The sequence below is a fragment of the Streptomyces sp. NPDC015220 genome, assembly GCF_043079345.1.
GTDB lineage: Bacteria > Actinomycetota > Actinomycetes > Streptomycetales > Streptomycetaceae > Streptomyces.
The window spans coordinates 115,060-141,893 of sequence record NZ_JBIBUK010000006.1 but is presented as its reverse complement, the minus strand read 5'-3'; the positions used below and the strand labels follow the sequence as shown (position 1 = coordinate 141,893).

Below are 26,834 nucleotides of genomic sequence, written 5' to 3'. Positions count from 1 at the left end.
ATGAACATATGAATCAATGTTCATGCGTTCCTGTTATGGTGGTGGGGTTGGACGCTGTCCGCTCACGTCTGCGCGAAGGACCCCTGTTTCGATGTCTTCCACCCTCACCCGTCCGGCGCTCTCCGGCGGAGCGGCCGTGCGTGGCGCGGTCGCGCCCAGGCGCCGCACCCGGATCTTCGCGCTGCCCGAAGCCCGCTGGGCGGCAGCCGCCCTGGTGCTGTTCCTGATCGCGCTGCCGCTCTACCTCCTCGGGGCGCCGACGTGGACGTGGGGGCCGCTGTTCGCCCTCGCCTACGCCACCGGCGGATGGGAGCCCGGCTGGGCCGGATTGCAGGCGCTGCGGGAGAAGACGCTGGATGTGGACCTACTGATGGTCGTTGCGGCGCTGGGGGCGGCGGCGATCGGGCAGGTCCTGGACGGCGCGCTGCTGATCGTCATCTTCGCCACCTCCGGCGCGCTGGAGGCGATCGCCACCGCCCGCACCGCCGACTCGGTGCGCGGCCTGCTCGACCTCGCCCCCACCACCGCGACCCGCCTGCTGGACGACGGCACCGAGGAGACGGTCCCCACCGAGCGGCTGGCCGTAGGCGAGGTCATCCTGGTGCGGCCCGGTGAGCGGATCGGCGCCGACGGCCGCGTCCTGGACGGCGCGAGCGACGTGGACCAGGCCACCATCACCGGTGAGCCGCTGCCCGTGGCCAAGCAGGAGGGCGACGAGGTGTTCGCCGGCACGCTGAACGGCACCGGCGCGCTGCGGGTGAAGGTCGAGCGCGACCCCTCTGATTCGGTGATCGCCCGGATCGTGGCCATGGTGGAAGAGGCCTCCGAGACCAAGGCGCCGACCCAGCTGTTCATCGAGAAGGTCGAGCAGCGGTATTCGATCGGGATGGTGGCCGCGACAGTCGCTCTGTTCGTGCTGCCGCTGCTGTTCGGCGCCGCGCTGCAGCCCACCCTGCTGCGGGCGATGACGTTCATGATCGTCGCCTCGCCGTGTGCGGTGGTGCTGGCCACCATGCCGCCGCTGCTGTCCGCCATCGCCAACGCCGGGCGCCACGGCGTCCTGGTGAAGTCCGCCGTGGTGATGGAACAGCTCGGCCAGATCGACGCGGTGGCCCTCGACAAGACCGGCACGCTGACCGAGGGCGCCCCGCGCGTGACCGACATCCGCCCGCTGGCCGCCTCCGGCCTCAGCGAGGAGGAGCTGCTGCGTCTCGCGGCGGCGGCCGAGCACCCCAGCGAGCACCCGCTGGCCCGCTCGATCGTGGACGCCGCCCGCGCGGCCGACCTGGACATCCCCGCGGTGGAGGACTTCACCTCCGCCCCCGGCACCGGCGTAACGGCCACCGTCGACGGCAAGGCAGTCGCGGTCGGCAGCCCGGCCCGGCTGCTCAACGGCCGCGACCATCCGGCCGTCGCGGTCGCCACCCGACTCGAGGACGAGGGCCGTACCGCCGTCCTGGTCGAGGTCGAGGGCACCCCGGCCGGGGTGCTGGGCATCGCCGACCGGCTGCGCGAGGAGGCCGCCGCCACCGTCACCGCCCTCACCAGCCTGGCCGGAACCGCGCCGGTGCTGGTCACCGGCGACAACCCGCGAGCCGCCGCAGGGATCGCCAGTGAGGTCGGCATCAGTGACGTCCGCGCGGGCCTTCTCCCGCAGGACAAGGTCACCGCCGTGAAGGAACTGGAGCAGGCCGGACGCAAGGTGCTGGTGGTCGGCGACGGCGTGAACGACGCCCCCGCACTCGCCGCCGCCCACACCGGCATCGCCATGGGCAGGGCCGGCTCCGACCTCGCGCTGGAGACCGCCGACGCCGTCGTCGTCCGCGACGAACTGGCCACCATCCCCACCGTTGTCGCGCTCTCCCGCAGGGCCCGGCGCCTGGTGGTTGAGAACCTGGTCATCGCCGCGGTCTTCATCACCGGCCTGGTCATCTGGGACCTGGCCGGGTCCCTACCGCTGCCGCTCGGTGTCGCCGGACATGAGGGCTCCACCGTCATCGTGGGCCTCAACGGCCTGCGCCTACTGGCCGACGGCGCCTGGCGCCGCGCCCGCAGCGGGAGGGGCCAGTGAGCCGCCGCAGCCGCAAAACCGCCCCCGCGAATGCGGGGGCGGCCCGCTGCACGGTCACCGTCTGCCGCGGCTGCTGCTGCGGCACGGCCAAGATCCCCGGCCTGGACCACGCCGCGCAGCTCGACCAGCTCCGCTCAGCCCTCGCACAGATCGCCCAGGTACGCGTCACCGGCTGCCTGGACGCCTGCGAGCACGCCAACGTCATCGTCATCCAGCCCTCCGCCGCCGGCCGCGCGGCCGGCGGACGGCCCGTCTGGCTCGGCCTGGTCAACGACACCGACGCCGCAGACGACATCGCGGCCTGGGTCGAAGCCGGCGGGCCTGGCCTGGCCGACCCTCCCGACGTCCTCGACCTGTACGCCTTCAGCCCATCCCGCCGCATCCGCCAAGCCGTCGAACCGTGACCCGCCCGGTCCGGTAACCGCACAGGGCGCAGATGTCCCTGACGAAGGTCCTGGCGGCCCGGCAGGGCCCTCGCACGTTCTCCGGACCAGCGGCGCGACGTGCGGTCGGCCGGCTCGGCGCTCCAGCAGACCCCGCGAGCTGGGTCTGCCGGTGGTTGACGTTGACCGCGGCCGCAGTCCGGGCCGCCTGGGTCCTGGGTCCGCGGCCGCCGGTTTCGTCGGAGTGGTCTCGGCCCGCCAGGGTCCGGCGATACCTTGGTGAGACACGCCCGTTCCGCGCCTTACGGAGCCCTCAATGAGCGAACAGCCGGCCCCCGCCGACACCGCCCGGCAGCAGCTGGACCCCGCGGCCGCCGACGCCGTACGCGCCTACGCCGCCCGCACCCGGGCCACCGCCGACCAATTCGCCGGCGTCCTGGAGGAGATCGCCGCGAACGGTCTGCCGTCGGTCGAGGAGTGCACCCCGTGGGAGGAGCTGCGCGAGCAGCACCTGGCCCGCCTCGCCCGCCAGCGCCCGGCCGTCGCCTGATGGCCCCGCAGCATGGCCCACGCCGCGCCCGGATCGCCTTCTCGGACTCCGCCGCCAAGCAGCTGGAGAGCATCACCAGCGAGGCGGAGATCCACGCCCTGGACCGCGCCCTGGTCGTCGTCTCCGTCGACCCCGACGTCGGCGAGCCGATCCCCGGTGCCTCTGCCGGCCCCCAACTGCGCCAGTACACCGACGACGTCGAGCAGGTGCGCGTTCTGTACTTCGTCACCGCGCTGCGCACTGTTGCGGTCGTCGCCTACATCGAGGTCTAGCCATACGATGCCGGGCACCGGACGTACCTTCATTCACCTGGTGCATCGGCAGTGCCTGCCGCGCCGCCTCGGCGGGCTGCGGTTGCCTGTTCGTTCGCCCCGCCTGGCCGCGGCCATTCCTAAGCGTTGGTGACGTGGGTGGCGCCTCGGGAGGCGAGGAGGCCGCCGATCGATCGTGACGAGGTCGAGGAGGGCCTGGAGGTGGCGTTCGAACTCGGGGCGAGGTCACCGGCGCGGGCAGCGGCATGGGGCGCTGCCGTCTCGACCTCGACATTGCGGAGGGCTCAGACCCTGTTGCGGCACTGGAGCGGCTCCAAGCAGTGCTGTCCGAGATGGACGTCGCGGACTGTGACAACCTCCCGCCCACTGTGCGACATCCCGCGAGTTCTCCTGATGTCGGCGTCGGGTGAACCGTTTCGACCGTCGCCGAGACCTGAGCCCGGATACGTACCCGAGGCGCGCCGGCTCCGCTCAGGGCTGATCTCCGTCACCGGCCCGCGATCGGAACGGCCTCCTGGCGCACGCGCGCCCGGTAGCGCTGCGGCGACTCTCCGACAACGCGCTTGAAGGCCGTGCTGAACGCGCTCTCCGAGCTGTAGCCCAGCTCGGCGGCGAGCGCCGCGACGCGGGCGTCGCCGTTCCGCAGCGCGCGCTGGGCCAGCAGCATGCGCCACCGGCCCAGGTAGGTGAGCGGCGGTACACCGGCGGCCTCGCGGAACCGCTCCGCGAATGTGGTCCGGGACATCGCGGCGGCGCGCGCCAACTCCTCCAGCCCCCACGCGTGTTCGGGGCGGTCGTGGAGCAGGTCGACGGCGGGGCGCAGGCGCTCGTCTACGAGCAGGCGCAGCCAGCCGGAGGGCAGGAGGGTCTGGTCGACGTAGCAGCGCAGCACCTCCAGCAGGAGCAACTGGCCGTACTGCCGGATCGCGAAGGCCGAGCCGAGCCGGTCGCCGGTCGCCTCGTCGAAGAGCCGCAGCAGGGCGGCGAGCAGCCGGTCCCCGTCTCCGGCGGCGGAGGACCGGATGTGAGCCACCGGCGGAAGCGACTCCAGCAGGAGCGTCCGCCCGGCCTCGTTCACGCTGACGCACCCGCCGATCACGACGTCGTCGACGGCAGGGTCCGAGCCCGCGAAGCGGGCGGTGGAGAAGTCCGACTCCGGCTGGACCTCGTGGCGCGGCGCCGCGCCGGCCTCGAAGGCCACCCACGAGCGCCCGGTGAGGATGGCCACGTCACCCGTCATGAGGTCGATCGGTTCGACGACGCCGTCGGTGGTGAGCCGGGCGCGCCCGCTCACCATCGCGAAGAACTTGACCGGATCGGCCAGCGGGCCGCGGGCCCACCAACCGCCGCGGGCCGCGACGCCGCCGGTCAGCACGCTGCGCACCTCGACCAGGTCGAGTGCCTCGGAGAGTCGGTCGGGATCCATGTCCGTACTCTCGCGCAAGAATTCAGGATGCACAAGTATTCATAGTCCGGAGACCGGCAGGCAGGCTGGTGTCAGCGACACAGCAGGAAGACCTGAAGGAGACACCATGCGCTACCGCAGCCTCGGCCGGACCGGGATCAAGGTCAGCCCCTACGCTCTCGGCGCGATGATGTTCGGCGCCCTCGGCAACCCCGACCACGACGACTGCGTCCGCATCATCCACAGGGCGCTCGACGCCGGCATCAATCTCGTCGACACCGCCGACATGTACGCGCACGGCGAGTCGGAGAAGATCGTCGGCCGGGCGCTGAAGGGACGGCGGGCCGACGTCGTGCTCGCGACCAAGGCCCGGAACCCGATGAGCGACGAGCCGAACCACCAGGGCGCGTCCCGGCGCTGGCTGGTGCGCGCGCTGGAGGACTCACTGCGCCGCCTCGACACCGACTACGTGGACATCTACCAGATCCACCGCCCGGACCCCGACACGGACATCGAGGAGACCCTCGCGGCCCTCACCGATCTGCAGCGGGCCGGCAAGATCCGCGCCTTCGGCACGTCGGCCCTGCCGGCCTCCGACATCGTCCGGGCGCACTGGGTCGCCGAGCGGCGCGGGCTGGCCCGGCCGCGCACCGAGCAGCCGGTCTACTCGATCCTGAACCGGGGCATCGAGCGCGAGGTGCTCCCGGCGGCACAGGAGTTCGGCATGGGCACCCTGGTCTGGTCGCCCCTCGGCGGCGGCCTGCTGACGGGGCGTTACCGCAAGGGCCAGGAGGCCGCGACGCACCGGTCGAGGTACGGCTTCCGGCACCTCACGGACGACCGTCGGCTCGATGTGGTCGAGCAGCTCATCCCGCTGGCCGAGGAGGCCGGCCTGCCGCTCACGCATCTCGCGATGGGCTTCGTGCTCGCCCACCCGGGCGTGACGTCCGCCCTCCTCGGACCGCGAACCATGGAACACCTGGACGACCTGCTCGCGGGCGTCGACGTCACCCTCACCGACGACGTGCTGGACCGGATCGACGCGATCGTGCCGCCCGGCACCGACACCGGCACGCTCGACATGGCCTACCAGCCGCCAGCCCTCCAGCGCCCCGAACTGCGCCGCCGACCGGCCGGCGAGCGCGCGGCGGCATGACGTCGGCTCCGGCGCCGGAGCCCTGCCTGGGCATGGCACCCCCGGCTGGTGTGAGGCACAGCGAAAGTCGTACTGTGCAACGACGACGGGACGACGCCGTCACGCCTCGGAGAGCTTGTCCCACGTCTAGAGCCGGCGCTTGAGCCACCGGCCACATACGGGGTGGGCAGCCTCGGGCAACGTCCTCACCACGCACGCCTCCTTCGGCCCTCCAAGCCGGAGGAGCGAATGGGCAGGCCCTGCGAGTCCAGGGCCTCTCCCTGGTCGCCAGCCCTCCAACCCACCGGGCCGGAGGCGAGACCCTGGGGGGGGGGGGGGGGGGGGCGGCGCCCCCCCCCCCCCCCCCCCCCGGCCCGCCGGGCCGGACGGGCCGGCGGGCACGCACCGGGAGGCCTTACCTCCCGGGCAACCCGGCGGAGTGCCCCGGTGGGCACACCCTCGTGACTCCCTCGAACGTCACCCCGCTGTCCGCCAGCGCCTCCCCTGCCGTGCCCGGCAGCACGGTGAGCGCCAGCAGCAGGTGCTCATCCCCGAGGTGCCGCTCACGCCGGGCGACGGCCACCCGCAGGGCACTCTTCAGCACACCCTTCGCGTCCCGGCCGAAACCCGGCCGCCGTCCGGAGCGACGGAGCACGCCCGCCCGGTCACCGTCGGCGCCCCCGGACATCGCTCCGGCGCCGTGCGCCTCCTCCACCCGCGCCACGACCTCCCCCACGTCGATGCCCAGCCCCGCCAGCGCATCGGCCTCGGCCCGGGTGAGACCGGCGCGCCGCTCCGTCTCCCGCAGGGCCCGGCGGACCCCGTCCCGGCACCCGGCCGGCCCCAGGGCGGACAGCGCGAAGGACGCCCGGCTCCCCTCGCGGTCGAGGAGCGCGAGCAGCAGGTGCTCCGCGCCGACGGTGCCCGCCCGGCCCTCCCGCGCGTAGTCGAACGCGCCCTCGACCACCGCCCGGGCATCCTTGGTGAACCGCTCGAACATCAACGCCTCCCGTACTTCTTGTGCACGGCCTGCCTACTGACACCCAGCTCCGCGGCGATCTCCTGCCACGACCAGCCCTGGTTTCGCGCACTGCGCACCTGTACCGCCTCCAACTGCTCCAGCAGCCGGCGCAGCGCGGCCACGGCCCGCAGTCCGACCCGTGGATCACGGTCACCGGCACGCTCGGCGAGATCGGTTGCCTCACTCATGATGTCAATTTAGGTTGACATCGGCTTCGCGTCAACGGTGGTTGACAACCAGGGCGCGCGAAAGGTGGACCCGGTGACCTCCGGGGTCCGCCTCCAGGTCCGGCAAAAGTCGAAAGAAGCCCAAGAGCTCTCAGGCGTCGGTGGGCACGATCTTCCCGAAGTGCTCGCCGGACGCCAGCCGCGCGAAGCCCTCGCGGGCCCGGTCCCGCGGCAGCCCCTCGTCGATGATGGCCGTACGCCGGTCACGGTCCCGATCAGCGTGGCCACCCGAGTGGCGGTCCACACCTGGTCCTCCACCCATCCGTGCACGGCCGGCCCCTGCTCGAGATATCCGGCGAGCTCCTGAAGACAGCGCGGCGACAGACGGCATCGCGACCCGCCGGGCCACGGGAGGCCAGAGCCTCACGACCGCCGTCCCGCCACAGCTGGTGCCACTGGTGATTCAAAAGAGGAGGAGTCGCTCCCTCCGGGCGAGGTACGGTCCTGCCATGTCCCGATCAGCCGACACCGCCTTCTCCCAGCCCCCCGTCACCGCGGACGACCTCGACCTTGCCGTGCAACTCGCTGTGGCAGTCCTTCGCGAGGCGCCCCCAGCCGCGTGGGAAGGCAAGGCCGGTTCGCTGGAATGGGACTGCTGGGAAACCGTCGAGCACCTCAGCGACGATCTCTTCGCCTACGCTGCGCAACTGGGCCCCAAAACACCGCCCTTGGATGGCGACGTACCCTTCGTATGGGAGAGTCGGCGGCCCGGCGGCCCAGCCAACGCCATTCACGCGAACCGCGAGACGGGGCCCGCCGGCCTGCTGCAGGTCCTGGAAGCGAGTGGCGCGCTGCTGGTCGCCATGGTGCGCACGACGCCTCCGCGGACCCGCGCCCACCACGTCTTCGGCGTCTCGGACCCCGAGGGCTTCGCCGCAATGGGGATCGTGGAGACCCTGGTGCACACGCACGACCTGGCACAAGGGCTGGGTCTCGCATGGAGCCCGCCTGCCGATCTGTGCTCTCGGGTGCTCGCCCGGCTGTTTCCGGCTGCCCCGTCGCCCACGGACCCCTGGCTCACTCTCTTGTGGGCCACCGGACGCGCCGAACTACCCGGACACACTCGTCTCACCACATGGCGCTGGGACGGCACACCTCGGGCACAGGCAGCTGCTCCTCCTCCTGGTCAGTCAGTCTCCGCACACGGACAGGCTCAGCCGCCGCGCTGAGCGGTAGCAGGAGCCGTTGTCGGTCAGTACCCGTTCGACGGTGATCCCGGCCTGGGTGAGGAAGGCCTGGGCCCGGGTCCAGAAGCCGGTGGCGGTCTGCTTCCTCTCGTCGGTGTGGATCTCGCCGTAGGCCAGGCGGGAGTGGTTGTCGCCGGCGGTGTGCAGGTAGCTGTAGTCGGCGTTCGAGCGGGTTCTGCGGTCTGCTCTCCGGCCGAGGACCTTGTGTCCGCCGCCGTCGGGGATGTTGCCGAGCTTCTTGGTGTCGACGTGGACCAGTTCGCGGGGGTGGTCACGTTCGTAGCGGCGTATGACGCGGCCGGTGGCCCGGTCCAGGCGGGACAGGCGGGCCGGACGGTACCGGGTCAGCACGCGGTGAACGGTGGAGGGCACAAGCCGCAGCAGGTGGGCGATCGGTGCGGGTCGGGGTGCGGCGCGGACTCATGTGCGGCCGGGAGGACAGGTCGCTCATCTTGGCCTTGCCCTGCTTGCGGTGGCGGTCGGCCCACCGCTGGGCGGTGGTGGGCGAGACCCGGGAGCGTTCGGCGGCCCGGCGAAGAGGCCAGCCGTCCGCCGCGACGCAGCGGGCCAGGCGCAGGCACCCGGTCTCGGTCAGGGGTGCATAACGGTGGGGCACGAGGGCTTTTCGGTCGGTGTAGACGTCGCGATAAGTTCCACCACTTGTCGCTCCCGCGCCACCGAGGCGTGGTCGAGGTAGACCTTGGCGAAGTGCCGGCGTCCCGACCGGGTGGTCACCATGTAGTTCAAGGTCGCCGTGCCCACCGGGATCTGGGCCACCGCGGCCGGGTGCACGCCGTACGCCGTGACCAGCGTCCCGGCGACGGCAGTGACCATCTGCTCTGCGACTCTCATGCTGACGTCGCGGTCGGCTGGGCGGCATGCGGGTCAGGGGCCAGGTCGATGATCAACCACGGCACTGCCTCCTCGCGCAACGAGTGCCCGACGGGGTCGGTGCCGCTCCGGTCGTCGAGGCTGAAGCCGGTCACCATGATCATGTCGGAACCGTCGGCGACCGAGACGAGCTGGCTTCCGTAGTTTATCTCGGCATGATGGGGTGTCTCAGAGATCGGCGAAATTATGCGGTCTCTCTACGTGTCTCATCAGAAGTCAGGAGAGCGGCTTGTCCCACGCCGTGGAGGAAGCAGTCCCCGAGGCGGTGGTTGACAGGCATCGCACCGTCGTGGGTCTGGCAGCCGTGGACCGCGCCGACGCAGCCGGGGTCCTGCGCCGGGCCGGTGTGGAGGAGGGGCAGCGATTCATCCTCGGGCCGGACGGCTCCTACGACTTGGGTCTGAATCGGATGATCCGAGACCTGCCGAGTTGGGGTGTGCGTTCGGCCAACGGCCAACAGGCATACTGCTCGGACCTGATGCTCGTCTGCCGGTTCCTCCACGAAGGCAGGGGCGGCAAGACGATCTGGGAGATGACCGGGGCCGATCTGCGTGCTTTCAAGCAGGCTCGACTCTTCGCCGCGGACCCGGACGAACGGATCGAGGTCGTCACCTGGAACCGGATGCTGGCCTCGCTCGACAAGTGGGTGGTGTGGTTCCTGGACGCGGAGCTCTTGGCCGAGGCGTCGTTCCGGTACGTCGACAAGGTGGTGATGACGCCGCAGGGTCCCATCCAGGTTCGGGTGAACGCCGAGGCGGAGCCGGGCCAGAGCGACCGGCCGATCACCTTTCTGCCGTACGAGGACTACCTGCTGTGGCGAGACGTGGGGCTGCGCGGCTTCCTCCCGGACGGCGGGCGTGATCCGAAATGGCGGGGACGCAACGGCGAGCGCAACGCACTGTTCGCGGACCTGCTGGTGTGCACGGGGATGCGACTGACAGAGGCATCGTGCCTGCTGGTACCCGAGGTTCCGTCGCTGGCCCACGGCCAGGGTGCCTTCCATCTGGCCAAATCGGCGACCAAGCGGGAGAAGGCCCGCAAGGTCTACGCGCGCCGGCGAGTGGTGCGCGATCTGCATCACTACCTCACCATCGAGCGTGACGAGCTTGTCCAGCGCACGCGCCAGGCCGGCGGCTACACCTGGGCAAGCGGGCACAGGGTTGTGCGTTCGACCCGGCAGGCGATGCTGGTTGAGGGCCGTTCGCGGGCCTGACCTACGAGGGCATCGGATACGAGGACCGCTTGCGGTTGATGTCGGTGGACGCGCGCGGTCGCGAGCTGGGCCCGCTGTGGCTGTGGCTGGGGGAAGGCGGGCAGCCGCTGAAGAGCTCGACGTGGCAGTCCGCGTTCCGGCGGGCGAATGAACGGTGCGCGAGCTTCGGCCTCGCCTTCACCGTGCACCCGCACACCCTGCGGCACACGTTCGCAGTGCACATGCTGGGGCTGCTGCTGCGTCAGACGATCCGGGCGATGGGAATGGCCGAGGACCGCCGCTTCACGTTGGCCCAGATCAAACGGATGCTGATCGGCAATCCGATGCGCAAGCTGCAGCTGCTGCTCGGGCACAGTCGCGAGAAGACGGTCTACCTCTACCTGGACGTCCTGGACGAGGCCCAGGAGATCGTCCTGGCGGCGCTGGCCGAATGGGACGAGCAGGCAGCCGTACTGGATAGCCTGGAGATCCCGGAGGCTGACCTGTGAGCCCGAAGCGCGTACGGTTCGCGGCGACCGCCACCCCGCCGCCTGCGGAGCCGGTGCCAAGCGTCGGGCCGCTGGTGTTCTCCGTGCCGGTGCTGGTGCTGGGCACGGAAGAGGTGGTGGACCTGTCCGATCTTGGCCAACCTCGACTGGTCCGCCCCCTGGCGAGTGCCCTGATCGAGGAACTCGGCAGCCGGGGCGGGGTGAGACAGCGAACCCGGCTACAGCAAGCCGTGCAGACGGTCCGCGACTTCGTCCGCTTCACCGCGGCCGCCCTGGAGGGGCATGGAGAGCTGGCGCTGGACGACCTGGAACCGGGCCTGATCGACGCCTTCGAGGAGGCCCTGACGCGGCGGTACGCCGCTGGCAGCAAGGGGCCCAAAGCGGAGGTGTTGCTGCTGCTCCGGATGCTTCGCAGAGTCGATGAATCCCATCCGGGCCAGGTCGAGCTGGAGTTCGCCCATCGGATCAACGCCAAGCACACATCGGAGGAGAGCGTCGCGGCCCGGCCGCTGAACGCCTACCCGTTCCCGGTGTTCGAGGCGGAGGCTGCGGCTCTGTCGGATCTCGGCACGATCCGGGACCGAATTCTGGAAGGCGAGCGGCTCGCTGAGAGCGGCCACGACCCCGAGGGGCACGGATGGGACCGGCTGGAGAACATCTGCTGGTACCTGGCGAACCGCGGCCCGCTCACCCCAGCCCACCTCGCCATCTGCGGTGTCAGGGACCACGGCGGCATGAAGGCCCTGAACTCACGCCTGTTCCTCACCCCTGGGGACATGGTCCGCTTCCAGGCCCTCCTGGCCTGCCAGACCGGCCTGGAGCCTGAGGCCATCAGGGAACTGCGCGCCGACTGCCTGGTCAGCCCAGCTCGCGGCTACGTCACCGTGAGCTACCTCAAGCGCCGTTCACGAGGCGCTCAGAACAAGTCGCTGCGGGCGCGTGACGGCGGCACGCTCCGCAGCCCGGGCGGTGTCATCCGTCTCGCTCTGCGGCTGACCCAGCGGGCGCGGGACATGATCGGAGCCGAGGAACTGTGGGTGGCTCCCTCTGGAACCACGGGGGAACTGGCCCCCAGATTCACCCGCACCGTCGCGGTGGACACGTTTCCGCGGCGGGCGTTCTTGGCAGCGCACAAGATCGATGCAATGAAGGACCACGACGGCGGGAGCGTCTCGCTGGACCTTCGTCGGGTTCGTAAGACGTTCAAATCCCGGCAGTACCTTCGCGCGGGAGGGATCCTGCCCGACTTCGTCAGCGGGCACACGCCCAAAGTCGCGGCCAGGCACTACGCGGACATCGCCGCCCACGACGAGATCCACGACCAGGCCGTGGAGGCGGGGCTCGCTGAGGCCCTGGCCGTCGCGTTGCCGCCGCCGGTTGTGCTGGACGAGGACGGCAGCCGGCTGGACGACGGCGAGGAAGAACTGCCGCCCCAAGTCGTGCAGGACACGTTGTCCGGCGCGACGGACGTGTGGCTGTCGTCCTGCAGAGACTTCTTCGCCTCACCGTACGCGGCGAAGAAGGGGGCTGCGTGCCCCGTCCCGCCGTGGGTGTGCCTGGAGTGCCCGAACGCGGTGTTCACCAGCCGCCACCTGCCGGCCGTGCTGTCGGTGCTGGACACTCTCGAGCGCCAGCGCGAGGAGTTCTCGGTCCCTGAGTGGCAGGCCCGGTTCGGCCTGGCCCACGAGCGCATCACCACCGGGGTCCTGAACCGCTTCAGCACCCGCCAGATCACCACCGCCCGCGCGATCGCCGAGGCCAGCGGCCCACGGCTCGCCCTGCCCACCTCCTTCTTGGAGACGATCCGGTGACCCTCACGTTCGAGACCTCGCTCCCGGTTCAGCCCGGCCCGGCCCCGGATGACTTCGTCCTGCCGAAGAAGTACACGAAGGGCAAGGCGAACCGAGGGCCCCGGCTCGGTGACGACGTGTGGGATCTGCGGCCCTTTCTGCCACGGACCACGCGGCGCGGCCGGGTGAACTTCCTCGTCTTCGACGAGGGCCTGCAGCGGCGCACCGCACAGCAGTACGCATTCGCGGTTCTCCGGGAAACACCCGGCAACCAGCGTTGGCCCGTCAAGCCCACCACTCTCCCCCAGGAGATCCACACTCTCAGACGCGTCTGGGCCAACCTGCGCACGGTGGGGATCGAGCGGCTGCAGGACGTACGCCGCGAGCACCTGGAGGCACTGCTCCCGCTCATGCGACGCTCGGGCCCCAACATGGTCGAGGACCAGGTCACCACGCTCAAGCGGCTGGCCGAGTTCGGCCCCTTCCTGTCCTACGACCGCCTTACCCTCAGGCCCTGGCCCTACCGCACCGCCAGGCAGATCTCCGGCCTCGCTAACCACCACGAGAACAGCACGCCCCGCATCCCCGAAGAAATCATGCGGCCCTTCCTGGCCGCGGCTGTGTTCTACGTGCGGTACGCCAGCGGTGACATCCTGGCTGCCCGCGACGACCTTGCCCGCATGGCGGAGACGACGAAGGCCGAGCCGGTGCCGGCACCGTTCGGCCGAGATGGCAGCCCCACCCGCGCGAAGATCGAGCGATTCATCGCCCATCGGAGGGCCGAGGGCCGCGGCCTGCCCGCCCTCCCCCTGGAGCGTGTTCACACCGTGCCCGGCGCGACAGTGATCGACGGAGTAGTCCAAGCCCCGAACCTGGCCATGATCAGGCACTTGACCGGCACCCGACACCTCCACCACCTGCGGCACCTCCTCACGGAGGCCGGGAACGAGTTGGGCTGGGAACAAGGCGGCCTTCCCACGCCGCGGACGCCGTGGCCGGCCACGGGCCGGCCCTGGCGAGCCGAGTTCAGTCCCACCTCAGTGAACGCGGAGACCGTGCACCTGCGCGTCGCCTGCTGGATCGTCATCGCCTACCTCTCCGGCATGCGCGACATGGAGGTGCGTGAGCTGGGACGAGACTGCGCGATCAAGGAGATCGGCGCCGACGGGCGAACCCGATACAAGATCCGCGGGCGCGTCTACAAGAACCGCAAGATGTCCGGCGATGAAGCCGACTGGGTGGTCTTGGACATCGTCCACGAGGCCGTCGAGGTCCTGAAGCTCATCAACGACGACCCCACCCACCTCTTCGGATACCGACTGCCCTCGGACTACGTCCTGTTGTCCAACATGCCGCGACGACTCAAGAACTTCCGCGATCACCTGAACGCTCTGTTCAGCACCCCAGAGGAGTCCTACATCCCCGCCCTGGCCGCGGAGGATCTGGGTCTGAACACCGAATCAGAGCCCGCCAACAGTGATGAGAGCGACGAAGAACAGAACGAGGACCCACTGGCCTGGGCCTTCGATACACGACAGTTCCGCCGCACGCTCGCCTGGCACATCGCCAACCAGCCGTTCGGGGTCGTCGCGGGAACCCGGCAGTACAAGCACGCCAGCCACGCGATCTTCGAGGGATACGCCGGAACATCAGCCTCCGGCTTCGCCGACGAGGTCGCCGCCGACAAGGCCGTCGCCCTCTTGGACTACGTCGAGGATCTCTACCACGACTGGAACGAGGGCGGCCGGTCAGCCAGCGGCGCCGTCAAACGGGTCGAGGCCGAGTTCGACCGGATCCGGGCCGAGCTCGGCGACCTGCCAGGGGCCGTCGCAAGCCCAGAGCGCTTGCGGACGATGCTGCGGCACCTGACCCGCACCCTCCACCCAGGCGCGCTCAACGACTGCTTCCACCACGCGGAGACCGCCGTGTGTGGCAAGCGGGCCAAGAACGTCAGGCAGCCGCTGCCGATGCTGAACATGTGCTTGAGCTGCCCGAACTCCCGCCGGTCGGCAGTCCACATTCCGCGGATGCGGCTCACCCGCGACCTGGCTCACGAGGAGTTCAAGGACATCCGAGGCGTCCCAGTGCTGCAGGAAGCCGCCATCCGAGAGTTCGAAACCACCCTCGATGCCATGATCGCCGAGTTGCACGCCGAGGAAGGCAGCCCCCTGTGACCGGTCCCCGCACCACCCAGACCGTCTTCGCCCGGCTCTCTCGCGAGCATGAGCTGTCCGACAAGGACCGCGCCATCATGCGGGCCTTCGAGCAGCTGCTGGATGGCCGCCCAGAGATCACCGACGGCTCTGTAAACGTGGTCAACATTGCCGCCGAGGCGGGGGTCTCCCGGGCGTCCTACTACCGCTCGCCTGTCGCCAGCGCCGTCAAGGAAATCCTGACCGCCCCCGACGCCAAGCGTCCCGAGGTTGACGAGCTCAAGGCCGAGGTGACCCGGCTGCGGAAGGAACTGCGCGAGTTTCGCCTACAGAAGGCCGAGGAGGTCCGTGACCTGAAGGCCACCGTCACCGTCTACGCGAACCAGATCCAGGTCCTGGCCTTGCGTAATGCCGAGCTGGAGGTCGACGCGGTCGCCCTTCGAGGTCAGATTGCCCAAGCGACCGGTGGCAGTGTCCGGCCGCTGCGGAAGCCATCAGCTCCCTGACTGTCGCGCCCACCAGTGGCTGCCCCCGCTTCGCTTGTCATTCAGCGTCCGGCCTCGAACAGGCGGGCCTGATGATCACCCGTCCCCGCGTCCCGCCTCGGAAATGGCCAGCCTCGTGCCCGCCTCGCGGCGCAATCGCACCGCTTCGGCACCGAGTCCGGCCCGCTCGAACATGATCGGCCCCTACTAGAATCGGCGATGAGACGGGGGTATGACGTGGGCGAGTGGCAGACCGATCCGATGTTCGCAATGTGCCGGGCGTTGGTGGATGGGGCGGAACTGTCCTCGTTCGTGGGCGGCCCGTTCGACGTGCGGGCGGTGGCGGCCGCTATTCGGCCCGAGGCCGCGGACGGATTCCTGCTCGACGAAGTCCCCTGGGAGAACTTCCCGCAGGGGGATCACGTCAGAGATGCCGTTCACCTGCTGCACACCGGCGACTCTCTCAATCGCCCCGGAGCGGGCGTTGTGAGCGGCATGTGCGCCAACGACATGCGGGCCGCGACCGTGCTCGCCGTACCGTTCCTGATCCGGATAGCCGCCGACACCCGCCACCCCCACCGTGCCGATGCGCTCGCCGAAGTCTCCTTCCCTGCCCGCGCCCGCCACTTCGGCGTCGCCTGCCGCAACGAACTTCTGCTCCACCGCACCGACACCCGGGACGACACCCTCTACGACGATTACGGCGTCGAGGTGACCGGCTACCCGGCAGGCTGGTCGGTCGCCGCCGCCCGGGCCGCGATCACCGCCGACACCGCCCTCCTGCTGCCCCTCCTCAACGACCCCAGCCCCGCAACTCGCATTCGCGCCGCCTACGTGCTGGCGACCGCCGCCGACTCCGACCGCGTGGTCCGCGCTGCCTTCCGCACCCGGCTCGGCGCCGAACAAGACCCGATCGTCCGTGCCGCCATGGTCCTCGCCACCGCCGAAGCCACCCGAAACCAGCCCCACCCACCGACCACCGCGTGGATGCAAGAGCTGTGGCGGGACCGGACACAGGTACCTGAGGTCCGACTGACCGCCGTGATCGGCTGGCTCTGCCTCACGGACGAACCCACCCCTGACGATCTATACGCCGTCATCGACGACCTCGCCTCCGACGAGCGCGCCCACGCTATGGAAGCCCTGCCCTGGATGGCCGCTGCCAGCAGTTCCGGCGAGACGGGGCTGCAACACTGCATCCGAGAGATGCTCCATCCCGAACAGCCCGACCCGGCCGGGTACGACGACCCGTGGGCGCCAAATTACTGATGGCGGTGGAGTCGGCCTGTACGAACGCGAGCTTCTTACCCTGGCAGCTGTCTGCCCGGCACCACGCGTTCGTACCGCGCCATCCGTGAGACACCACATCTCTGGACACGCGTTCCGCTTGCATAACGCAATGCGGGCAGAACCCGCGGCGCAGGGTCGGCCAACTCGCGTACCACGTCGGCTCGCCGCCCGGCCCCACCCACCTCAGACGCTCCCTGCGGAAACCGACCCACAGGACAGCGGGCCCGCCGGAGATACGCGTCTCGTGCCGGCACGAGCACAATTCCCTGTCAAGTGCTTGTGTTCACGTCTTGTGTCCCCCTCTTCGTGGTGGCGCGCAGTGGCGGCTGCCGAAGGAGCGGGACGGCCAGCCGATGGACGGGATGAACAGTTCCTGTATGGCCAATTCTGCCGTGTTTCCAGGTACGTTGAGGCCGCTTCGATGAAGTTGATGTGCCCCTTCCGCGGGGGCGGCTCGCAATTCGTCACCGGTACCCCGATGCTTGGCGCACCCCGATTCCTCGAATCCGACACCGCCTGAATACTCAAAGCCCTGGCTCTCACTTCCGCTTTCGTCCCTCGGTGGGACGGCAGCTCAAATTCGTCGAGGAAGTAGCCCCACGCATTTCTCAAGTACCTTGAGCGTTCCTGGACTGCCGCGGTGTCAGCCGGTCGCGCTGGGCTCTGTCTGTGCCGCCGAGGGCAGCCAGTGCACGGCGTTGTCGTGGAAGGACGCGTGGATCGGGACGAGGTCTTCGCCGCTGGTGTCGTCGAGGGCGGTGACGTTGATGCCGATCTCCGGGATGTCGCTGTCGATCGCTGCGACGCGGCTGCCGCAGGTCGGGCAGAAGCCGCGCTTCGCCTCACCGGGGAAGGTCTCGTACCAGGTTGGTTCGCCACCCTCGCCGGTCCAGGTGATCGTCTTGAAGCCCACCCACCACATCACGGGAGTGCCGCCGAGTTTCTGGCAATGATCACATTCACAGGTGTGGGGGAAGACTGCCGGGCCCTGGGCGGTGAAGCGGATGCGGCCGCACAGGCAGCCGCCGGTGCGTACCTCGGCTTCTGCGGCTCCCTGGATGCCGGCGGCGGGGGTGGCGTTCATCAGGTGATCTCCCAGGCGGAGTGGGCAAGTTGAGCCCATCAGTGTGCCATCGCTTCCGTGATCGCCAGGACGCTGTTGGCGGCTCTGGCGTGGCCGCAGCCGTGTGCGCCGATCGCGGAGCCGTCACGGGCCGGGGCGACGAACCCGCGCTCAGGGGCGTCCCAGGGCTCGCACGGCCCATCGGGCATCGCACCAGGGCACAGTGCCTGTCTGAACCGCCAGGTGGTGTGCCGAACCCGACGAAGCGCCACTCGCCACTGCGGTGGCCGACCTCGTGCCTCCCGATCTTGGCTGCGAACACATACGAAGCACGCGGGTTCGCGGATTCCCGGAGTGGTGGAAAGGAGGACCCGCTCGGTGGATCGCGGTGGAGAGCGATCCGGGAGCGGGTCTGCAGGGGCGGTGGCCCTCCGTCAGCTCGGCGATAGACCTCGTCCTCTGCGCACACCGGCGGGGTCCGAGCAAGTGGCGATGAGCGCGGCGAGGAGTGATGTGGTGGCCAGCAACCCGAAGAGGTGGGGATAGCCGCCGAGGAGGGGCGCGAGTGCGGCGCCGACGAAGGGTGCGAGTGCGGCGGCGGTGGTAGCCGGGGCCGCGAGGAGACCGGAGAGACGGCCGTAGTGGGTGTGGCCCCAGCGGTCGGTTACGGCCGTGGCCTGGAGCAGGGTGAGGTTGCCGCGGACCATGCCGGCTGCGACCGATACGGCGATCAGCAGGACGTAAGGGCCTGGCGTCACGGCGAAGGCGATGGTGGTGATGCCGCCCAGGGTGATGAGGACCGTGGTTCGCCTGGTCGCGGTCGTACGTCGGGCGAGGGCGGCGTACAGGGTGCGGCCCAGCGTTTGTCCGGCGCCGCCAAGGCCGAGGACCCAGGCGGCCTGGGCGGTTGAGTAGCCCCGTTCGAGCAGCAGCGGGACGAGGGCGACGACAACGGCGTACATCGCGAACGCCGACAGGGTGAATGCTGCGGCGAGGAGCCAGAAGGAGCGGCTTCTGGCGACGGGTGTGGTGCCGTCTGCATGGTTGGGTGGGGCGGGTGGCCAGGGTGCGCGCAGGGCCAGGGCGTGCGTGGGGATGGTCAGGACGGCGAGCAGTCCGGCGAGGACCAGGTAGGTGTGCCGCCAGGAGAGGTGCTCGGCGAGCAGGGCGGTCAGGGGTGCGAAGACGGTAGATGCGAGTCCGCCGGCGAGGGTGACGATGGTGAGCGCGCGAATGTGATCGGGGGCCCACCAGCGGGTGAGGGCGGCGAAGGCGGGCTGGTAGAAGGTGGTCGCCATCGCGAGTCCGGCGAGGGCCCAACCGGCGAAGAAAACGGGCAGGTTGGGGGCGGCGGCCACGAGCAGCAGGCTGACGGTGCCGAGGAGGGAACCGGTGGTCATGACGGCACGCGGGCCGTGCCGGTCCAGGATCCGGCCGACGCGGATTCCAGCGAGGGCGGAGAGGACGAGGGCGAGGGAGAAGGCGGCGGTGGTCGCTCCCGCCGGCCAGCCGGTCGCGTGCGTGATCTCGGCATTCAGGACGGGGAACGCGTAGTAGACGATGCCCCAGCTGGTGATCTGGGTCAGGCAGAGGGCGGGCAGGGCGGCGCGGGGCCGCGACCGGTCCCCCGATCCGGTCGCGGCCCCGCGGGCTGAGGTGTTGAGGTGGGTCACGAACCGCAGCAGCCGCCCGCCGGAGCCTCCTCGGCCGCCGTGACGCCGACGGCCACCGCAGCGGGGACGCCGAGCTGGACGAGCTGGGGCGCCGGGGCGCAGCAGCCGCCGCTCTGGTCGGATTCGGGGGCGTCGAAGAGGCCGGCGCCGCCGCAGACTCCAGTCTCGGGCAGGGTCAGTTCGACGCGGTCGGCGGCGTCGAGGTCGCCGGCGATGGCGGCGGCGACGGAGCGGACCTGCTCGTAGCCGGTCATGGCGAGGAAGGTCGGGGCGCGGCCGTAGGACTTCATGCCGACCAGGTAGATGCCCTGTTCGGGGTGGGAGAGCTCGCGGTGGCCGTGGGGGTAGACGGTGCCGCAGGAGTGCTGGTTGGGGTCGATCAGCGGAGCGAGCTCGACCGGGGCCTGGAGACGCTCGTCCAGCCTGAGGCGCAGCTCGTCGAGGAAGGACAGGTCGGGGCGGAAGCCGGTCAGCACGATGACCTCGTCGACCGGGTCCAGGCGGCGGCCGTCCTCGCCGACCAGGACCAGGCGGCCGTCGTCTGCCCGCTCGATCGCCTCGGTACGGAAGCCGGTGACCGCGTCGGCGTGGCCCTCGTCGACAGCGGCCTTGGCCGCCAGGCCCAGGGCGCCGCGGGCGGGGAGCTGGTCGGCGCTGCCGCCGCCGAAGGTGGAGCCCGAGATGCCCCGGCGCAGGATCCACACCCCCTTCGTACCGGTCCCGTCGTCGGACTTGGCGAGGTCGGCGAGGTAGGCGAGCGCGGTGAACGCGGAGGCGCCCGAGCCGATGACGGCGGTGCGCTTGCCCGCGTACCGGGCCCGGACAGCGGGGTCCTTCAGGTCCGGGACGCGGTAGGTGATCCGGTCCGCAGCGGTCTTCTCGCCGAGCGCGGGCAGTCCGCTGCCACCGGCCGGGGAGGGCGTGGCCCAGGTGCCGGAGGCGTCGATGACGGCGCGGGCGAAGAGGCGCTCCTCACGGCCGTCGGTGTGGGCGACGTGCACGACGAACGGCTGGGCCTCGCGGTCGGCGTCCACGATCCGGTCCCGGCCGGTGCGGGAGGCGCCGGTGACGCGCGCGCCGGTGCGGACACGGTCGCCGAGAACGTCGGCGAGCGGCTGCAGGTACAACTCGGCCCAGTCGCCGCCGGAGGGGTAGGTGGCCGGGTCCGGCCTCGTCCAGCCGGTGGGGGCCAGGAGCTTCTCGGCGGCGGGGTCGACGACCTCGCCCCAGGTGGAGAACAGGCGCACATGGCTCCACTCGCGCACCGCGGCGCCGGCGGTGGGCCCGGCTTCCAGGACCAGGGGCTCGATGCCCTGGTCGATGAGGTGGGCGGCGGCGGCCAGACCGGCGGGGCCGGCCCCGATCACGACGACGGGCAGCTCGGTGGCGGCGGGCGGGTTCACGGCGACTCCTTGCGTGGTTCGACATCTGTCGATGGCTTGCGCGGCCCAGCATGGCACCTGTATTGATGAGCGTCAACATAGACATTCATCGAACTAAGGGGGATTGGCTGATGGAGCACATCGACGTCGCCGTGATCGGCGGCGGCCAGTCCGGCCTCGCCACCGCCCATGCGCTGCTGCGGCGCGGGCTGCGGCCGGTGGTGCTGGAGGCGTCCGGCCGTGCGGCCGGGTCGTGGCCGCACTACTACGACAGCCTCACGCTGTTCTCGCCCGCCCGGTACAGTTCCCTGCCCGGGATGCCGTTCCCCGGCGCCGACCGTGACCGTTACCCGCACCGTGACGAGGTCGTCGCCTACCTCACCGCCTACGCCGGCCGCCTGGACGCCGAGATCCGCACCGGCTGCCGCGTCACCGCGGTCCGCCGCACCGGCGACGTCTTCGCGGTGGAGCTGGAGGGCGGCGGCCGGCTGTCCGCGCGGGCCGTCGTGGCGGCCTCCGGGACGTTCGGGCGCCCGCATCGGCCCGCACTGCCTGGCCTTCAGGAGTTCACCGGGCAGGTGCTGCACGCAGCCGACTACCGCGGTCCGGCCCCCTTCGCCGGTCGCCGGGTGGTCGTCGTCGGGGCCGGGAACTCCGCGGTGCAGATCGCCGCCGAGCTCGCCAAGACCGCACGGGCCACGCTCGCCACCCGCGCCCCGGTGAAGTTCGCAGCCCAGCGCATCCTCGGCCGCGACCTGCACTTCTGGACGGCCCGCACCGGCCTGGACACCGCGCCGCTCAGCCGGTTCCTTGCGCGCCCCCCGGCGCAGCCGGTCCTCGACGACGGCCGCTACCGGGCCGCCCTGGCCACCGGACGGCCCGACCGGCGGGCGCTTTTCACCGGCGCCGACGGGGCCAAGCTCGTCTGGCCGGACGGGCACCGGGAGGAGGTGGACGCGATTGTGCTTGCCACCGGCTACCGTCCCGACCTGCCCTACCTCGCCGGCCTCGACGGCGCTCTCGACGCCGACGGGAACCCCCGGCACCACGAAGGGATCGCCACCGGGGTGCGGGGGCTGGCGTTCGTCGGGCTGGAATGGCAGCGCAGCCTGTCGTCGAACTCGCTGCGCGGCGTTGGCCGGGACGCGGAGCGCATCGCCCGGCGCCTGGCCGCCCACCTCGCAGGCCGGTGACGGACCTCCCCGCACTGGTTCGACATGTGTCAACATAGACGCATGTCGAATGCGAAGGTGTTGCCGCTGCTCGAGCCCGCCGACGGTCAGGGCGTGGCGCCGTGCTGCCCGCCGCTGACCGAGCGGCCGATGACCGCCGAGGAGGCCGAGACCGCCGCGCGGATGTTCAAGGCGCTCGGCGACCCGGTCCGCCTGCGCCTCTTCTCGGCCGTGGCCTCCCACGAGGGTGGCGAGGCGTGCGTGTGCGACATCTCCGACGTCGGCGTCTCCCAGCCTACGGTGTCCCATCACCTGAAGAAGCTGAAGGAGGCCGGGCTGCTCACCTCCGAGCGGCGCGGCACCTGGGTCTACTACCGGGTCGAGCCGTCCGTGCTGGCGGCGATGGGCAAGCTGCTGGCCCTGCCGGCCGCGGCCTGACCGGGACGGGGAGGGGGATGTCGTGGTGAGTGGATCTGCGAGCGCGGTGATCGTGCCGCTGGCACCGGAACACGCGGGGCAGGTGCTGGCTATCTACCAGGCGGGGATCGACGAGGGGAACGCCACCTTCGAGACCGTCGCTCCGGCCTGGGAGGCGTTCGATGCGGCGAAGCTGCCCGAACACCGCTTCGCCGCGCTCGACGAGAGCGGGGCGGTGCTGGGCTGGGTGGCCGCGAGCCGGGTCTCCGACCGGTGCGCGTACGCGGGGGTGGTCGAGCACTCCGTCTACGTCCACCCGGCCGCTCGCGGCCGCGGCGTCGCCTCCGCCCTGCTGAAGGCTCTGGTGGATTCCACGGAACGGGCGGGGATCTGGACGATCCAGTCGGGGATCTTCCCCGAGAACTCCGCCAGCCTCGCTGTTCACCAGCGGGCCGGCTTCCGTGTCATCGGCACGCGGGAGCGGATCGGGCGCCATCACGGCGTCTGGCGCGACGTTGTCCTCGTCGAGCGCCGCAGCCCCGCCATCACCTGACCAGTCACGACAGCTGGGCGATCGCGCGGACGGCGTCGCGGGCGGTGCGGCCGACGCCAATGAGGGTGGCCGAGGCCGGGCCGGTCCAGTCGCCATAGCCGAGCAGATGCAGCCGCGGCTCACCGAGGGCGCGCGTGCCGTCGGTGGGGATGTGCCCGCGCGGGCCACGCAGGTTCAGCGGGGCAAGGTGGGACAGGGCCGGACGGAAGCCGGTGCACCAGATCACCGCGTCCGCATCGCTCTGGCTGCCGTCGGCCCACCGGACACCGGTTGCCGTGAGCTGCGCGAACATCGGCTTCGCAGTCAGGAGTCCGGCATCGCGGGCGGTGCGGACGGGCGACACGGCCACGATGTCACCGAGCGAAGCCACCCCGCCGGTGTCGATGCGGCCGGCGTCCAGGGCGCGGCGCCGGGCGGTAGCGACATCGAACAGGGCCCGGCCATCGATGTCGTCGGGGAGGAACCGCGGCGGGCGCTGGGTCACCCACGTCACCTCGACGTGGCCGTCCAGGGCGAGGTCGGCGGCGATCTGCGCGCCGGAGTTCCCGCCGCCGACCACGATGACGCGCTGCCCGGCGAAGTCGGCCGGACAGCGGTAGTTCACCGTGTGCAGCTGCCGCCCGGTGAAGACCGATCGGCCAGGGACGGCGGGCAGGAACGGCCGCGACCAGCTGCCGGTGGCGCTGATGACCGCATGGGCCCGCCAGATGCCGGAGTCCGCTTCGACCAGGAGCCGGTCCGCGTCGCGGCGTACGGCGTCCACGCGAGTGCCGTGCTGGACGGGCAGGTCGTAGCGCTTCTCGTAGTCAACGAGGTAGTCCACCACGTGCCCCGCGCCCGGGTACGTCTCGCCCGCCTGGGCGGGCATGAGGCGCCCGGGCAGCGAGGAGTGCTCCGCCGGGGAGAACAGGTGCAGCGAGTCCCACATGTGCTGCCACGACCCACCCGGCGCCGCCTCCGCGTCCAGGATCACGAAGTCCAGACCCTGGCGGCGCAGGTGGTAGCCGGCGGCGAGCCCTGCCTGGCCGCCGCCGACCACCACCACATCCGTCTGCTGGGTCACGGGGCCGTCGTCACCGCGCCCGGGGCGAACTTCCGTCGCCAGGCGAGCGCGACGTAGACCAGGCCGATCAGCACCGGAACTTCGATGAGCGGGCCGACGACGCCGGACAGGGCCTGCCCGGAGGTGACGCCGAAGGTGGCGATGGCGACCGCGATGGCCAGCTCGAAGTTGTTGCCCGCCGCGGTGAAGGCGAGGGTCGCGGTGCGGTCGTAGGCCAGACCCAGGCCCTTGCCCAGGAGGAAGGTGCCGAAGAACATCACCGCGAAGTACACCAGCAGCGGCAGCGCGATCCGGGCGACGTCCAGCGGCTGCGACGTGATGGTCTTCCCCTGGAGGGCGAAGAGGATGACGATCGTGAACAGCAGCCCATACAGCGCCCACGGGCCGATCTTCGGCAGGAACCGCTGCTCGTAGTCGGTGCGGCCGAGCTTCTTCTCGCCCAGGCGGCGGGTGAGGAAGCCGGCCAGCAGCGGGATGCCGAGGAAGATGACGACGTTGAGCGCGATCTTCCACATGGAGATGTCTAGGTGCTCGCCGTCGCCGAGGCCGAGCCAGCCGGGCAGCAGGTCGAGGTAGAACCAGCCCAGCAGGCCGAACGCGAGGACCTGGAAGACCGAGTTCAGGGCGACCAGTACGGCGGCGGCCTCGCGGTCGCCGCAGGCCAGGTCGTTCCAGATGATCACCATGGCGATGCAGCGGGCCAGACCGACGATGATCAAGCCGGTGCGGTACTCGGGCAGGTCCGGCAGGAAGATCCACGCGAGCGCGAACATCACCGCCGGGCCGACGATCCAGTTGATGACCAGCGAGGAGGCCATCAGTTTCCGGTCGCCGGTGACGGCGTCGAGCCGGTCGTAGCGGACCTTCGCCAGCACCGGATACATCATGATCAGCAGGCCGAGCGCGATCGGCAGGGAGATCCCGCCGATCTCCACCTTTGCCAGGGCGTCGTTCAGCCCCGGAATGAGCCGGCCCAGGCCCAGACCGGCGGCCATTGCGGCGAGAATCCACACCGCGAGGTATCGGTCGAGGGTGGATAGCTTCTTGACGATCGAGTCGTCGCCGGTCGGGCCGGCGCCCTGCGCTGGGGCAGTGGCAGGCTCGGTGGGGGTCACGGGCAGGCCCTCTTGTTCTCGGAGGCGGTGCGGGCGGAGGCGGCCAGCGCGGCGAACTGCTCGGAAAGCCCGGCCAGGATTTCGGGCTTGAGCTTGTAGTAGGTGAACCGGCCGCACGGCTCGGTCTCCACGATCCCGGCCTCGCGCAGCACCTTCATGTGGTTGGACAGGTTGGTCTGCTTGGCTCCGGTCTCCTCGACCAGGTGCGTGGTGCACAGCGTCTCGCGTGCCAGGAGAGTCACGATCTGGAGGCGGAGCGGATCGCCCAGCACCCGGATCACATCAGGATCGACTGAAGTCAGCATGCACTGATACTCTCACATCACCGTTCGCTGATACCAGCGGATGCTGATGTCATGGGTGGCTACAGCCGCCGCGAGACGAGAGAGCCCCTCATGCCCGAGAGCCCCGGCACGAAGCCGTCCGTCCTGTTCGTCTGCGTCCACAACGCCGGCCGCTCCCAGATGGCCGCCGCCTGGCTGACCCACCTGGCCGGCGACCGCGTCGAGGTCCGCTCCGCCGGCTCCAACCCCGGCGAGCAGGTCAACCCGGCCGCCGTCGCCGCGATGGCCGAGGTCGGCATCGACATCTCCGCCGAGGTCCCGAAGATCCTCACCGTGGACGCGGTGAAGGAGTCCGACGTGTGCATCACGATGGGCTGCGGCGACACCTGCCCCGTCTTCCCCGGCAAGCGCTACCTGGACTGGAAGCTGGACGACCCGGCCGGCCAGGGCGTCGAGGCGGTCCGCCCGATCCGCGACGAGATCAAGACTCTGGTGGAGGGCCTGATCGCCGAGATCGCCCCGGCGAAGCCGGAGGCGACGGCGTGAGCGAGATACACGAGGTCGTCATCATCGGCTCCGGTCCCGCCGGATACACCGCTGCCCTCTACACCGCCCGCGCTCAGCTGAGGCCCCTGTTGTTCGGCAGCAGCATCTTCGTCGGCGGCTCGCTCACGACCACCACCGAGGTCGAGAACTTCCCCGGCTTCCCCGAAGGCGTCGACGGCCCCGTGCTGATGGAGAACATGCGGGCCCAGGCCGAGAAGTTCGGCGCCGAGATGGTCGACGACGACATCGTCGAGGTGGACCTCACCGGCGGCATCAAGCTCCTGACCGACTCTGCGGGCACCGTTCACCGCGCGAAGACGGTGATCATCGCGACCGGTTCCGGCTACCGCAAGCTCGGCCTGCTAGGCGAGGACGAGCTGTCCGGCCGCGGGGTGTCCTGGTGCGCGACCTGCGACGGCTTCTTCTTCCGTGACCGCGACATTGTCGTAGTCGGCGGCGGCGACACAGCCATGGAAGAGGCCACCTTCCTGACCCGCTTCGCCCGCTCGGTCACCGTTGTCCACCGCCGCTCCACCCTGCGCGCCTCGAAGGTCATGCAGGACCGGGCCTTCGCCGACGACAAGATCTCCTTCGCCTTCGACAGCGAGATCGCCGAGATCAAGGAGACGAACGGCATGCTCGGCGGCATCGTCCTGCGCGACGTCTTCACCGGCGCCACCCGCGACCTGGACGTGACGGGCCTGTTCATCGCCATCGGCCACGATCCGCGCACCGAGCTGTTCACCGGCCAGCTCGAGCTGGACAGTGAGGGCTACATCACTGTCGCCGCCCCGACGACGCGTACCAGCCTGCCCGGGGTGTTCGCCGCCGGCGACGTCGTCGACCACACCTACCGCCAGGCCATCACCGCCGCCGGCACCGGTGCGGCTGCAGCGCTGGACGCCGAGCGCTACCTCGCCGCCCGCAGCACCACCGAAACTGAGCCGGCAACCGCTGCCGTCCCGGCCTGAGCAACACTCCCAGGCGGGGCCGCCCGGAAGCTCC

General features: G+C 70.7%; 30 protein-coding genes and 1 pseudogene. 17 read left to right on the top strand and 14 right to left on the bottom strand.

Annotated features, from left to right (window positions below):
* The first annotated feature begins 91 nt into the window (after nucleotides 1-91).
* From ACF061_RS15935 to ACF061_RS15920, 4 genes are all read left to right on the top strand, one after another.
* Nucleotides 92-2,071, top strand: coding sequence for a heavy metal translocating P-type ATPase (locus ACF061_RS15935; protein WP_392267456.1), 1,980 nt, complete (start codon nucleotides 92-94; stop codon nucleotides 2,069-2,071).
* Nucleotides 2,068-2,475, top strand: coding sequence for a (2Fe-2S) ferredoxin domain-containing protein (locus ACF061_RS15930; RefSeq protein WP_392267455.1), 408 nt, complete (start codon nucleotides 2,068-2,070; stop codon nucleotides 2,473-2,475). The genes ACF061_RS15935 and ACF061_RS15930 overlap by 4 nt, the downstream gene beginning before the upstream one ends.
* A gap of 295 nt (nucleotides 2,476-2,770) precedes the next feature.
* The gene (locus tag ACF061_RS15925) at nucleotides 2,771-3,004 is read left to right on the top strand and encodes a hypothetical protein (protein WP_392267454.1); all 234 of its coding nucleotides are present in this window, start codon (nucleotides 2,771-2,773) and stop codon (nucleotides 3,002-3,004) included.
* Complete coding sequence (locus tag ACF061_RS15920; RefSeq protein WP_392267453.1) at nucleotides 3,004-3,276, top strand: hypothetical protein; 273 nt, start codon at nucleotides 3,004-3,006, stop codon at nucleotides 3,274-3,276. Before ACF061_RS15925 ends, ACF061_RS15920 begins: the two co-directional genes overlap by 1 nt.
* Before the next feature lie 487 nt (nucleotides 3,277-3,763).
* Here the strand turns inward: ACF061_RS15920 and ACF061_RS15915 are convergent, their stop codons facing one another.
* Complete coding sequence (locus tag ACF061_RS15915; RefSeq protein ID WP_392267452.1) at nucleotides 3,764-4,702, bottom strand: AraC family transcriptional regulator; 939 nt, start codon at nucleotides 4,700-4,702, stop codon at nucleotides 3,764-3,766.
* A 106-nt stretch (nucleotides 4,703-4,808) separates the two neighbouring features.
* Between ACF061_RS15915 and ACF061_RS15910 the strand changes: the two genes are divergently transcribed.
* Complete coding sequence (locus ACF061_RS15910; protein ID WP_392267451.1) at nucleotides 4,809-5,837, top strand: aldo/keto reductase; 1,029 nt, start codon at nucleotides 4,809-4,811, stop codon at nucleotides 5,835-5,837.
* A 394-nt stretch (nucleotides 5,838-6,231) separates the two neighbouring features.
* Here ACF061_RS15910 and ACF061_RS15905 read toward each other — a convergent pair whose 3' ends face one another.
* From ACF061_RS15905 to ACF061_RS15895, 3 genes are all read right to left on the bottom strand, one after another.
* Nucleotides 6,232-6,816, bottom strand: coding sequence for a Clp protease N-terminal domain-containing protein (locus tag ACF061_RS15905; protein WP_392267450.1), 585 nt, complete (start codon nucleotides 6,814-6,816; stop codon nucleotides 6,232-6,234).
* Nucleotides 6,816-7,025, bottom strand: coding sequence for a helix-turn-helix domain-containing protein (locus ACF061_RS15900; RefSeq protein WP_030339104.1), 210 nt, complete (start codon nucleotides 7,023-7,025; stop codon nucleotides 6,816-6,818). The genes ACF061_RS15905 and ACF061_RS15900 overlap by 1 nt, the downstream gene beginning before the upstream one ends.
* Nucleotides 7,026-7,155: 130 nt before the next feature.
* Nucleotides 7,156-7,308 (bottom strand): hypothetical protein, encoded by a 153-nt coding sequence (locus tag ACF061_RS15895; protein ID WP_392267449.1) that lies wholly within the window; start codon nucleotides 7,306-7,308, stop codon nucleotides 7,156-7,158.
* Nucleotides 7,309-7,513: 205 nt separating this feature from the next.
* Between ACF061_RS15895 and ACF061_RS15890 the strand changes: the two genes are divergently transcribed.
* Nucleotides 7,514-8,233, top strand: a complete 720-nt coding sequence (locus ACF061_RS15890; protein WP_392267448.1) for a hypothetical protein — start codon at nucleotides 7,514-7,516, stop codon at nucleotides 8,231-8,233.
* Here the strand turns inward: ACF061_RS15890 and ACF061_RS15885 are convergent.
* The 3 genes and pseudogenes from ACF061_RS15885 to ACF061_RS15875 form a co-directional block, all read right to left on the bottom strand.
* Nucleotides 8,231-8,867, bottom strand: a pseudogene (locus ACF061_RS15885) (DDE-type integrase/transposase/recombinase); the annotation flags it as partial. The gene ACF061_RS15890 and the pseudogene ACF061_RS15885 sit on opposite strands and share 3 nt — an antisense overlap.
* On the bottom strand, nucleotides 8,843-9,103 hold the full coding sequence (locus ACF061_RS15880) for a hypothetical protein (RefSeq protein WP_392267447.1): 261 nt from the start codon (nucleotides 9,101-9,103) through the stop codon (nucleotides 8,843-8,845). The gene ACF061_RS15880 and the pseudogene ACF061_RS15885, both read right to left, overlap by 25 nt.
* Nucleotides 9,100-9,246: a hypothetical protein gene (locus tag ACF061_RS15875; RefSeq protein ID WP_392267446.1), complete on the bottom strand. Its 147-nt coding sequence runs from the start codon at nucleotides 9,244-9,246 to the stop codon at nucleotides 9,100-9,102. Before ACF061_RS15875 ends, ACF061_RS15880 begins: the two co-directional genes overlap by 4 nt.
* 125 nt (nucleotides 9,247-9,371) lie before the next feature.
* On the opposite strand from ACF061_RS15875, the gene ACF061_RS15870 reads away from it, so the two are divergent.
* The 6 genes from ACF061_RS15870 to ACF061_RS15845 all read left to right on the top strand — a co-directional run bounded on the left by ACF061_RS15870 (nucleotide 9,372) and on the right by ACF061_RS15845 (nucleotide 16,540).
* On the top strand, nucleotides 9,372-10,355 hold the full coding sequence (locus tag ACF061_RS15870; RefSeq protein WP_392267445.1) for a site-specific integrase: 984 nt from the start codon (nucleotides 9,372-9,374) through the stop codon (nucleotides 10,353-10,355).
* A gap of 38 nt (nucleotides 10,356-10,393) precedes the next feature.
* Nucleotides 10,394-10,843, top strand: a complete 450-nt coding sequence (locus ACF061_RS15865) for a hypothetical protein (protein ID WP_392267444.1) — start codon at nucleotides 10,394-10,396, stop codon at nucleotides 10,841-10,843.
* 53 nt (nucleotides 10,844-10,896) lie between these two features.
* Nucleotides 10,897-12,654, top strand: a complete 1,758-nt coding sequence (locus tag ACF061_RS15860) for a hypothetical protein (protein WP_392267443.1) — start codon at nucleotides 10,897-10,899, stop codon at nucleotides 12,652-12,654.
* Nucleotides 12,651-14,807: a hypothetical protein gene (locus tag ACF061_RS15855; protein ID WP_392267442.1), complete on the top strand. Its 2,157-nt coding sequence runs from the start codon at nucleotides 12,651-12,653 to the stop codon at nucleotides 14,805-14,807. Before ACF061_RS15860 ends, ACF061_RS15855 begins: the two co-directional genes overlap by 4 nt.
* Nucleotides 14,804-15,292 carry a hypothetical protein gene (locus tag ACF061_RS15850; RefSeq protein ID WP_392267441.1) on the top strand — a complete coding sequence of 163 codons (489 nt, stop codon included), beginning with the start codon at nucleotides 14,804-14,806 and terminating at the stop codon, nucleotides 15,290-15,292. Before ACF061_RS15855 ends, ACF061_RS15850 begins: the two co-directional genes overlap by 4 nt.
* Nucleotides 15,293-15,490: 198 nt before the next feature.
* Entirely contained in the window at nucleotides 15,491-16,540 is a 1,050-nt protein-coding gene (locus ACF061_RS15845) for a hypothetical protein (protein ID WP_392267440.1), read from the top strand.
* A gap of 664 nt (nucleotides 16,541-17,204) precedes the next feature.
* Here ACF061_RS15845 and ACF061_RS15840 read toward each other — a convergent pair.
* From ACF061_RS15840 to ACF061_RS15825, 4 genes are all read right to left on the bottom strand, one after another.
* Complete coding sequence (locus tag ACF061_RS15840; protein WP_392267439.1) at nucleotides 17,205-17,645, bottom strand: GFA family protein; 441 nt, start codon at nucleotides 17,643-17,645, stop codon at nucleotides 17,205-17,207.
* A gap of 38 nt (nucleotides 17,646-17,683) precedes the next feature.
* The gene (locus ACF061_RS15835; protein WP_392267438.1) at nucleotides 17,684-17,833 is read right to left on the bottom strand and encodes a hypothetical protein; all 150 of its coding nucleotides are present in this window, start codon (nucleotides 17,831-17,833) and stop codon (nucleotides 17,684-17,686) included.
* A gap of 225 nt (nucleotides 17,834-18,058) precedes the next feature.
* Nucleotides 18,059-19,297, bottom strand: coding sequence for an MFS transporter (locus ACF061_RS15830; RefSeq protein WP_392267437.1), 1,239 nt, complete (start codon nucleotides 19,295-19,297; stop codon nucleotides 18,059-18,061).
* Nucleotides 19,294-20,700: an NAD(P)-binding domain-containing protein gene (locus ACF061_RS15825; RefSeq protein ID WP_392267436.1), complete on the bottom strand. Its 1,407-nt coding sequence runs from the start codon at nucleotides 20,698-20,700 to the stop codon at nucleotides 19,294-19,296. The genes ACF061_RS15830 and ACF061_RS15825 overlap by 4 nt, the downstream gene beginning before the upstream one ends.
* Nucleotides 20,701-20,810: 110 nt before the next feature.
* Here ACF061_RS15825 and ACF061_RS15820 point away from each other — a divergent pair, with 110 nt between their 5' ends.
* Genes ACF061_RS15820 through ACF061_RS15810 form a run of 3 tightly spaced genes read left to right on the top strand, consistent with a single transcriptional unit; the run spans nucleotide 20,811 to nucleotide 22,821 of the window.
* Nucleotides 20,811-21,872, top strand: a complete 1,062-nt coding sequence (locus tag ACF061_RS15820) for a flavin-containing monooxygenase (protein WP_392267435.1) — start codon at nucleotides 20,811-20,813, stop codon at nucleotides 21,870-21,872.
* Nucleotides 21,873-21,914: 42 nt separating this feature from the next.
* Nucleotides 21,915-22,289, top strand: a complete 375-nt coding sequence (locus tag ACF061_RS15815) for a helix-turn-helix transcriptional regulator (protein ID WP_085573763.1) — start codon at nucleotides 21,915-21,917, stop codon at nucleotides 22,287-22,289.
* A gap of 25 nt (nucleotides 22,290-22,314) precedes the next feature.
* Complete coding sequence (locus tag ACF061_RS15810) at nucleotides 22,315-22,821, top strand: GNAT family N-acetyltransferase (protein WP_392267434.1); 507 nt, start codon at nucleotides 22,315-22,317, stop codon at nucleotides 22,819-22,821.
* Between the two features lie 4 nt (nucleotides 22,822-22,825).
* Here ACF061_RS15810 and ACF061_RS15805 read toward each other — a convergent pair whose 3' ends face one another.
* The 3 genes from ACF061_RS15805 to ACF061_RS15795 are packed head-to-tail and all read right to left on the bottom strand — an operon-like array spanning nucleotide 22,826 to nucleotide 25,304.
* The gene (locus ACF061_RS15805; protein ID WP_392267433.1) at nucleotides 22,826-23,884 is read right to left on the bottom strand and encodes an ArsO family NAD(P)H-dependent flavin-containing monooxygenase; all 1,059 of its coding nucleotides are present in this window, start codon (nucleotides 23,882-23,884) and stop codon (nucleotides 22,826-22,828) included.
* Nucleotides 23,881-24,999: an ACR3 family arsenite efflux transporter gene (gene arsB / locus ACF061_RS15800; RefSeq protein WP_392267432.1), complete on the bottom strand. Its 1,119-nt coding sequence runs from the start codon at nucleotides 24,997-24,999 to the stop codon at nucleotides 23,881-23,883. Before arsB ends, ACF061_RS15805 begins: the two co-directional genes overlap by 4 nt.
* Nucleotides 24,996-25,304, bottom strand: coding sequence for an ArsR/SmtB family transcription factor (locus ACF061_RS15795; protein ID WP_392267431.1), 309 nt, complete (start codon nucleotides 25,302-25,304; stop codon nucleotides 24,996-24,998). The genes arsB and ACF061_RS15795 overlap by 4 nt, the downstream gene beginning before the upstream one ends.
* Before the next feature lie 90 nt (nucleotides 25,305-25,394).
* On the opposite strand from ACF061_RS15795, the gene ACF061_RS15790 reads away from it, so the two are divergent.
* Together ACF061_RS15790 and trxB are read left to right on the top strand one after the other, a co-directional pair.
* Entirely contained in the window at nucleotides 25,395-25,829 is a 435-nt protein-coding gene (locus ACF061_RS15790) for an arsenate reductase ArsC (protein WP_392267623.1), read from the top strand.
* A complete protein-coding gene (gene trxB, locus ACF061_RS15785; protein ID WP_392267430.1) occupies nucleotides 25,826-26,800 on the top strand; it encodes a thioredoxin-disulfide reductase in 975 nt (324 codons plus the stop codon). The genes ACF061_RS15790 and trxB overlap by 4 nt, the downstream gene beginning before the upstream one ends.
* Nucleotides 26,801-26,834 lie beyond the last annotated feature (34 nt).

Coding starts and splice junctions, on each gene's coding strand:
- ACF061_RS15935 (WP_392267456.1), top strand. CDS start 92: ATGTCTTCCACCCTCACCCGTCCGGCGCTCTCCGGCGGAGCGGCCGTG.
- ACF061_RS15925 (WP_392267454.1), top strand. CDS start 2,771: ATGAGCGAACAGCCGGCCCCCGCCGACACCGCCCGGCAGCAGCTGGAC.
- ACF061_RS15920 (WP_392267453.1), top strand. CDS start 3,004: ATGGCCCCGCAGCATGGCCCACGCCGCGCCCGGATCGCCTTCTCGGAC.
- ACF061_RS15915 (WP_392267452.1), bottom strand. CDS start 4,702: ATGGATCCCGACCGACTCTCCGAGGCACTCGACCTGGTCGAGGTGCGC.
- ACF061_RS15910 (WP_392267451.1), top strand. CDS start 4,809: ATGCGCTACCGCAGCCTCGGCCGGACCGGGATCAAGGTCAGCCCCTAC.
- ACF061_RS15905 (WP_392267450.1), bottom strand. CDS start 6,816: ATGTTCGAGCGGTTCACCAAGGATGCCCGGGCGGTGGTCGAGGGCGCG.
- ACF061_RS15900 (WP_030339104.1), bottom strand. CDS start 7,025: ATGAGTGAGGCAACCGATCTCGCCGAGCGTGCCGGTGACCGTGATCCA.
- ACF061_RS15890 (WP_392267448.1), top strand. CDS start 7,514: ATGTCCCGATCAGCCGACACCGCCTTCTCCCAGCCCCCCGTCACCGCG.
- ACF061_RS15880 (WP_392267447.1), bottom strand. CDS start 9,103: ATGAGAGTCGCAGAGCAGATGGTCACTGCCGTCGCCGGGACGCTGGTC.
- ACF061_RS15875 (WP_392267446.1), bottom strand. CDS start 9,246: ATGATCATGGTGACCGGCTTCAGCCTCGACGACCGGAGCGGCACCGAC.
- ACF061_RS15865 (WP_392267444.1), top strand. CDS start 10,394: ATGTCGGTGGACGCGCGCGGTCGCGAGCTGGGCCCGCTGTGGCTGTGG.
- ACF061_RS15845 (WP_392267440.1), top strand. CDS start 15,491: ATGAGACGGGGGTATGACGTGGGCGAGTGGCAGACCGATCCGATGTTC.
- ACF061_RS15840 (WP_392267439.1), bottom strand. CDS start 17,645: ATGAACGCCACCCCCGCCGCCGGCATCCAGGGAGCCGCAGAAGCCGAG.
- ACF061_RS15835 (WP_392267438.1), bottom strand. CDS start 17,833: ATGCCCGATGGGCCGTGCGAGCCCTGGGACGCCCCTGAGCGCGGGTTC.
- ACF061_RS15820 (WP_392267435.1), top strand. CDS start 20,811: ATGGAGCACATCGACGTCGCCGTGATCGGCGGCGGCCAGTCCGGCCTC.
- ACF061_RS15815 (WP_085573763.1), top strand. CDS start 21,915: ATGTCGAATGCGAAGGTGTTGCCGCTGCTCGAGCCCGCCGACGGTCAG.
- ACF061_RS15795 (WP_392267431.1), bottom strand. CDS start 25,304: ATGCTGACTTCAGTCGATCCTGATGTGATCCGGGTGCTGGGCGATCCG.
- ACF061_RS15790 (WP_392267623.1), top strand. CDS start 25,395: ATGCCCGAGAGCCCCGGCACGAAGCCGTCCGTCCTGTTCGTCTGCGTC.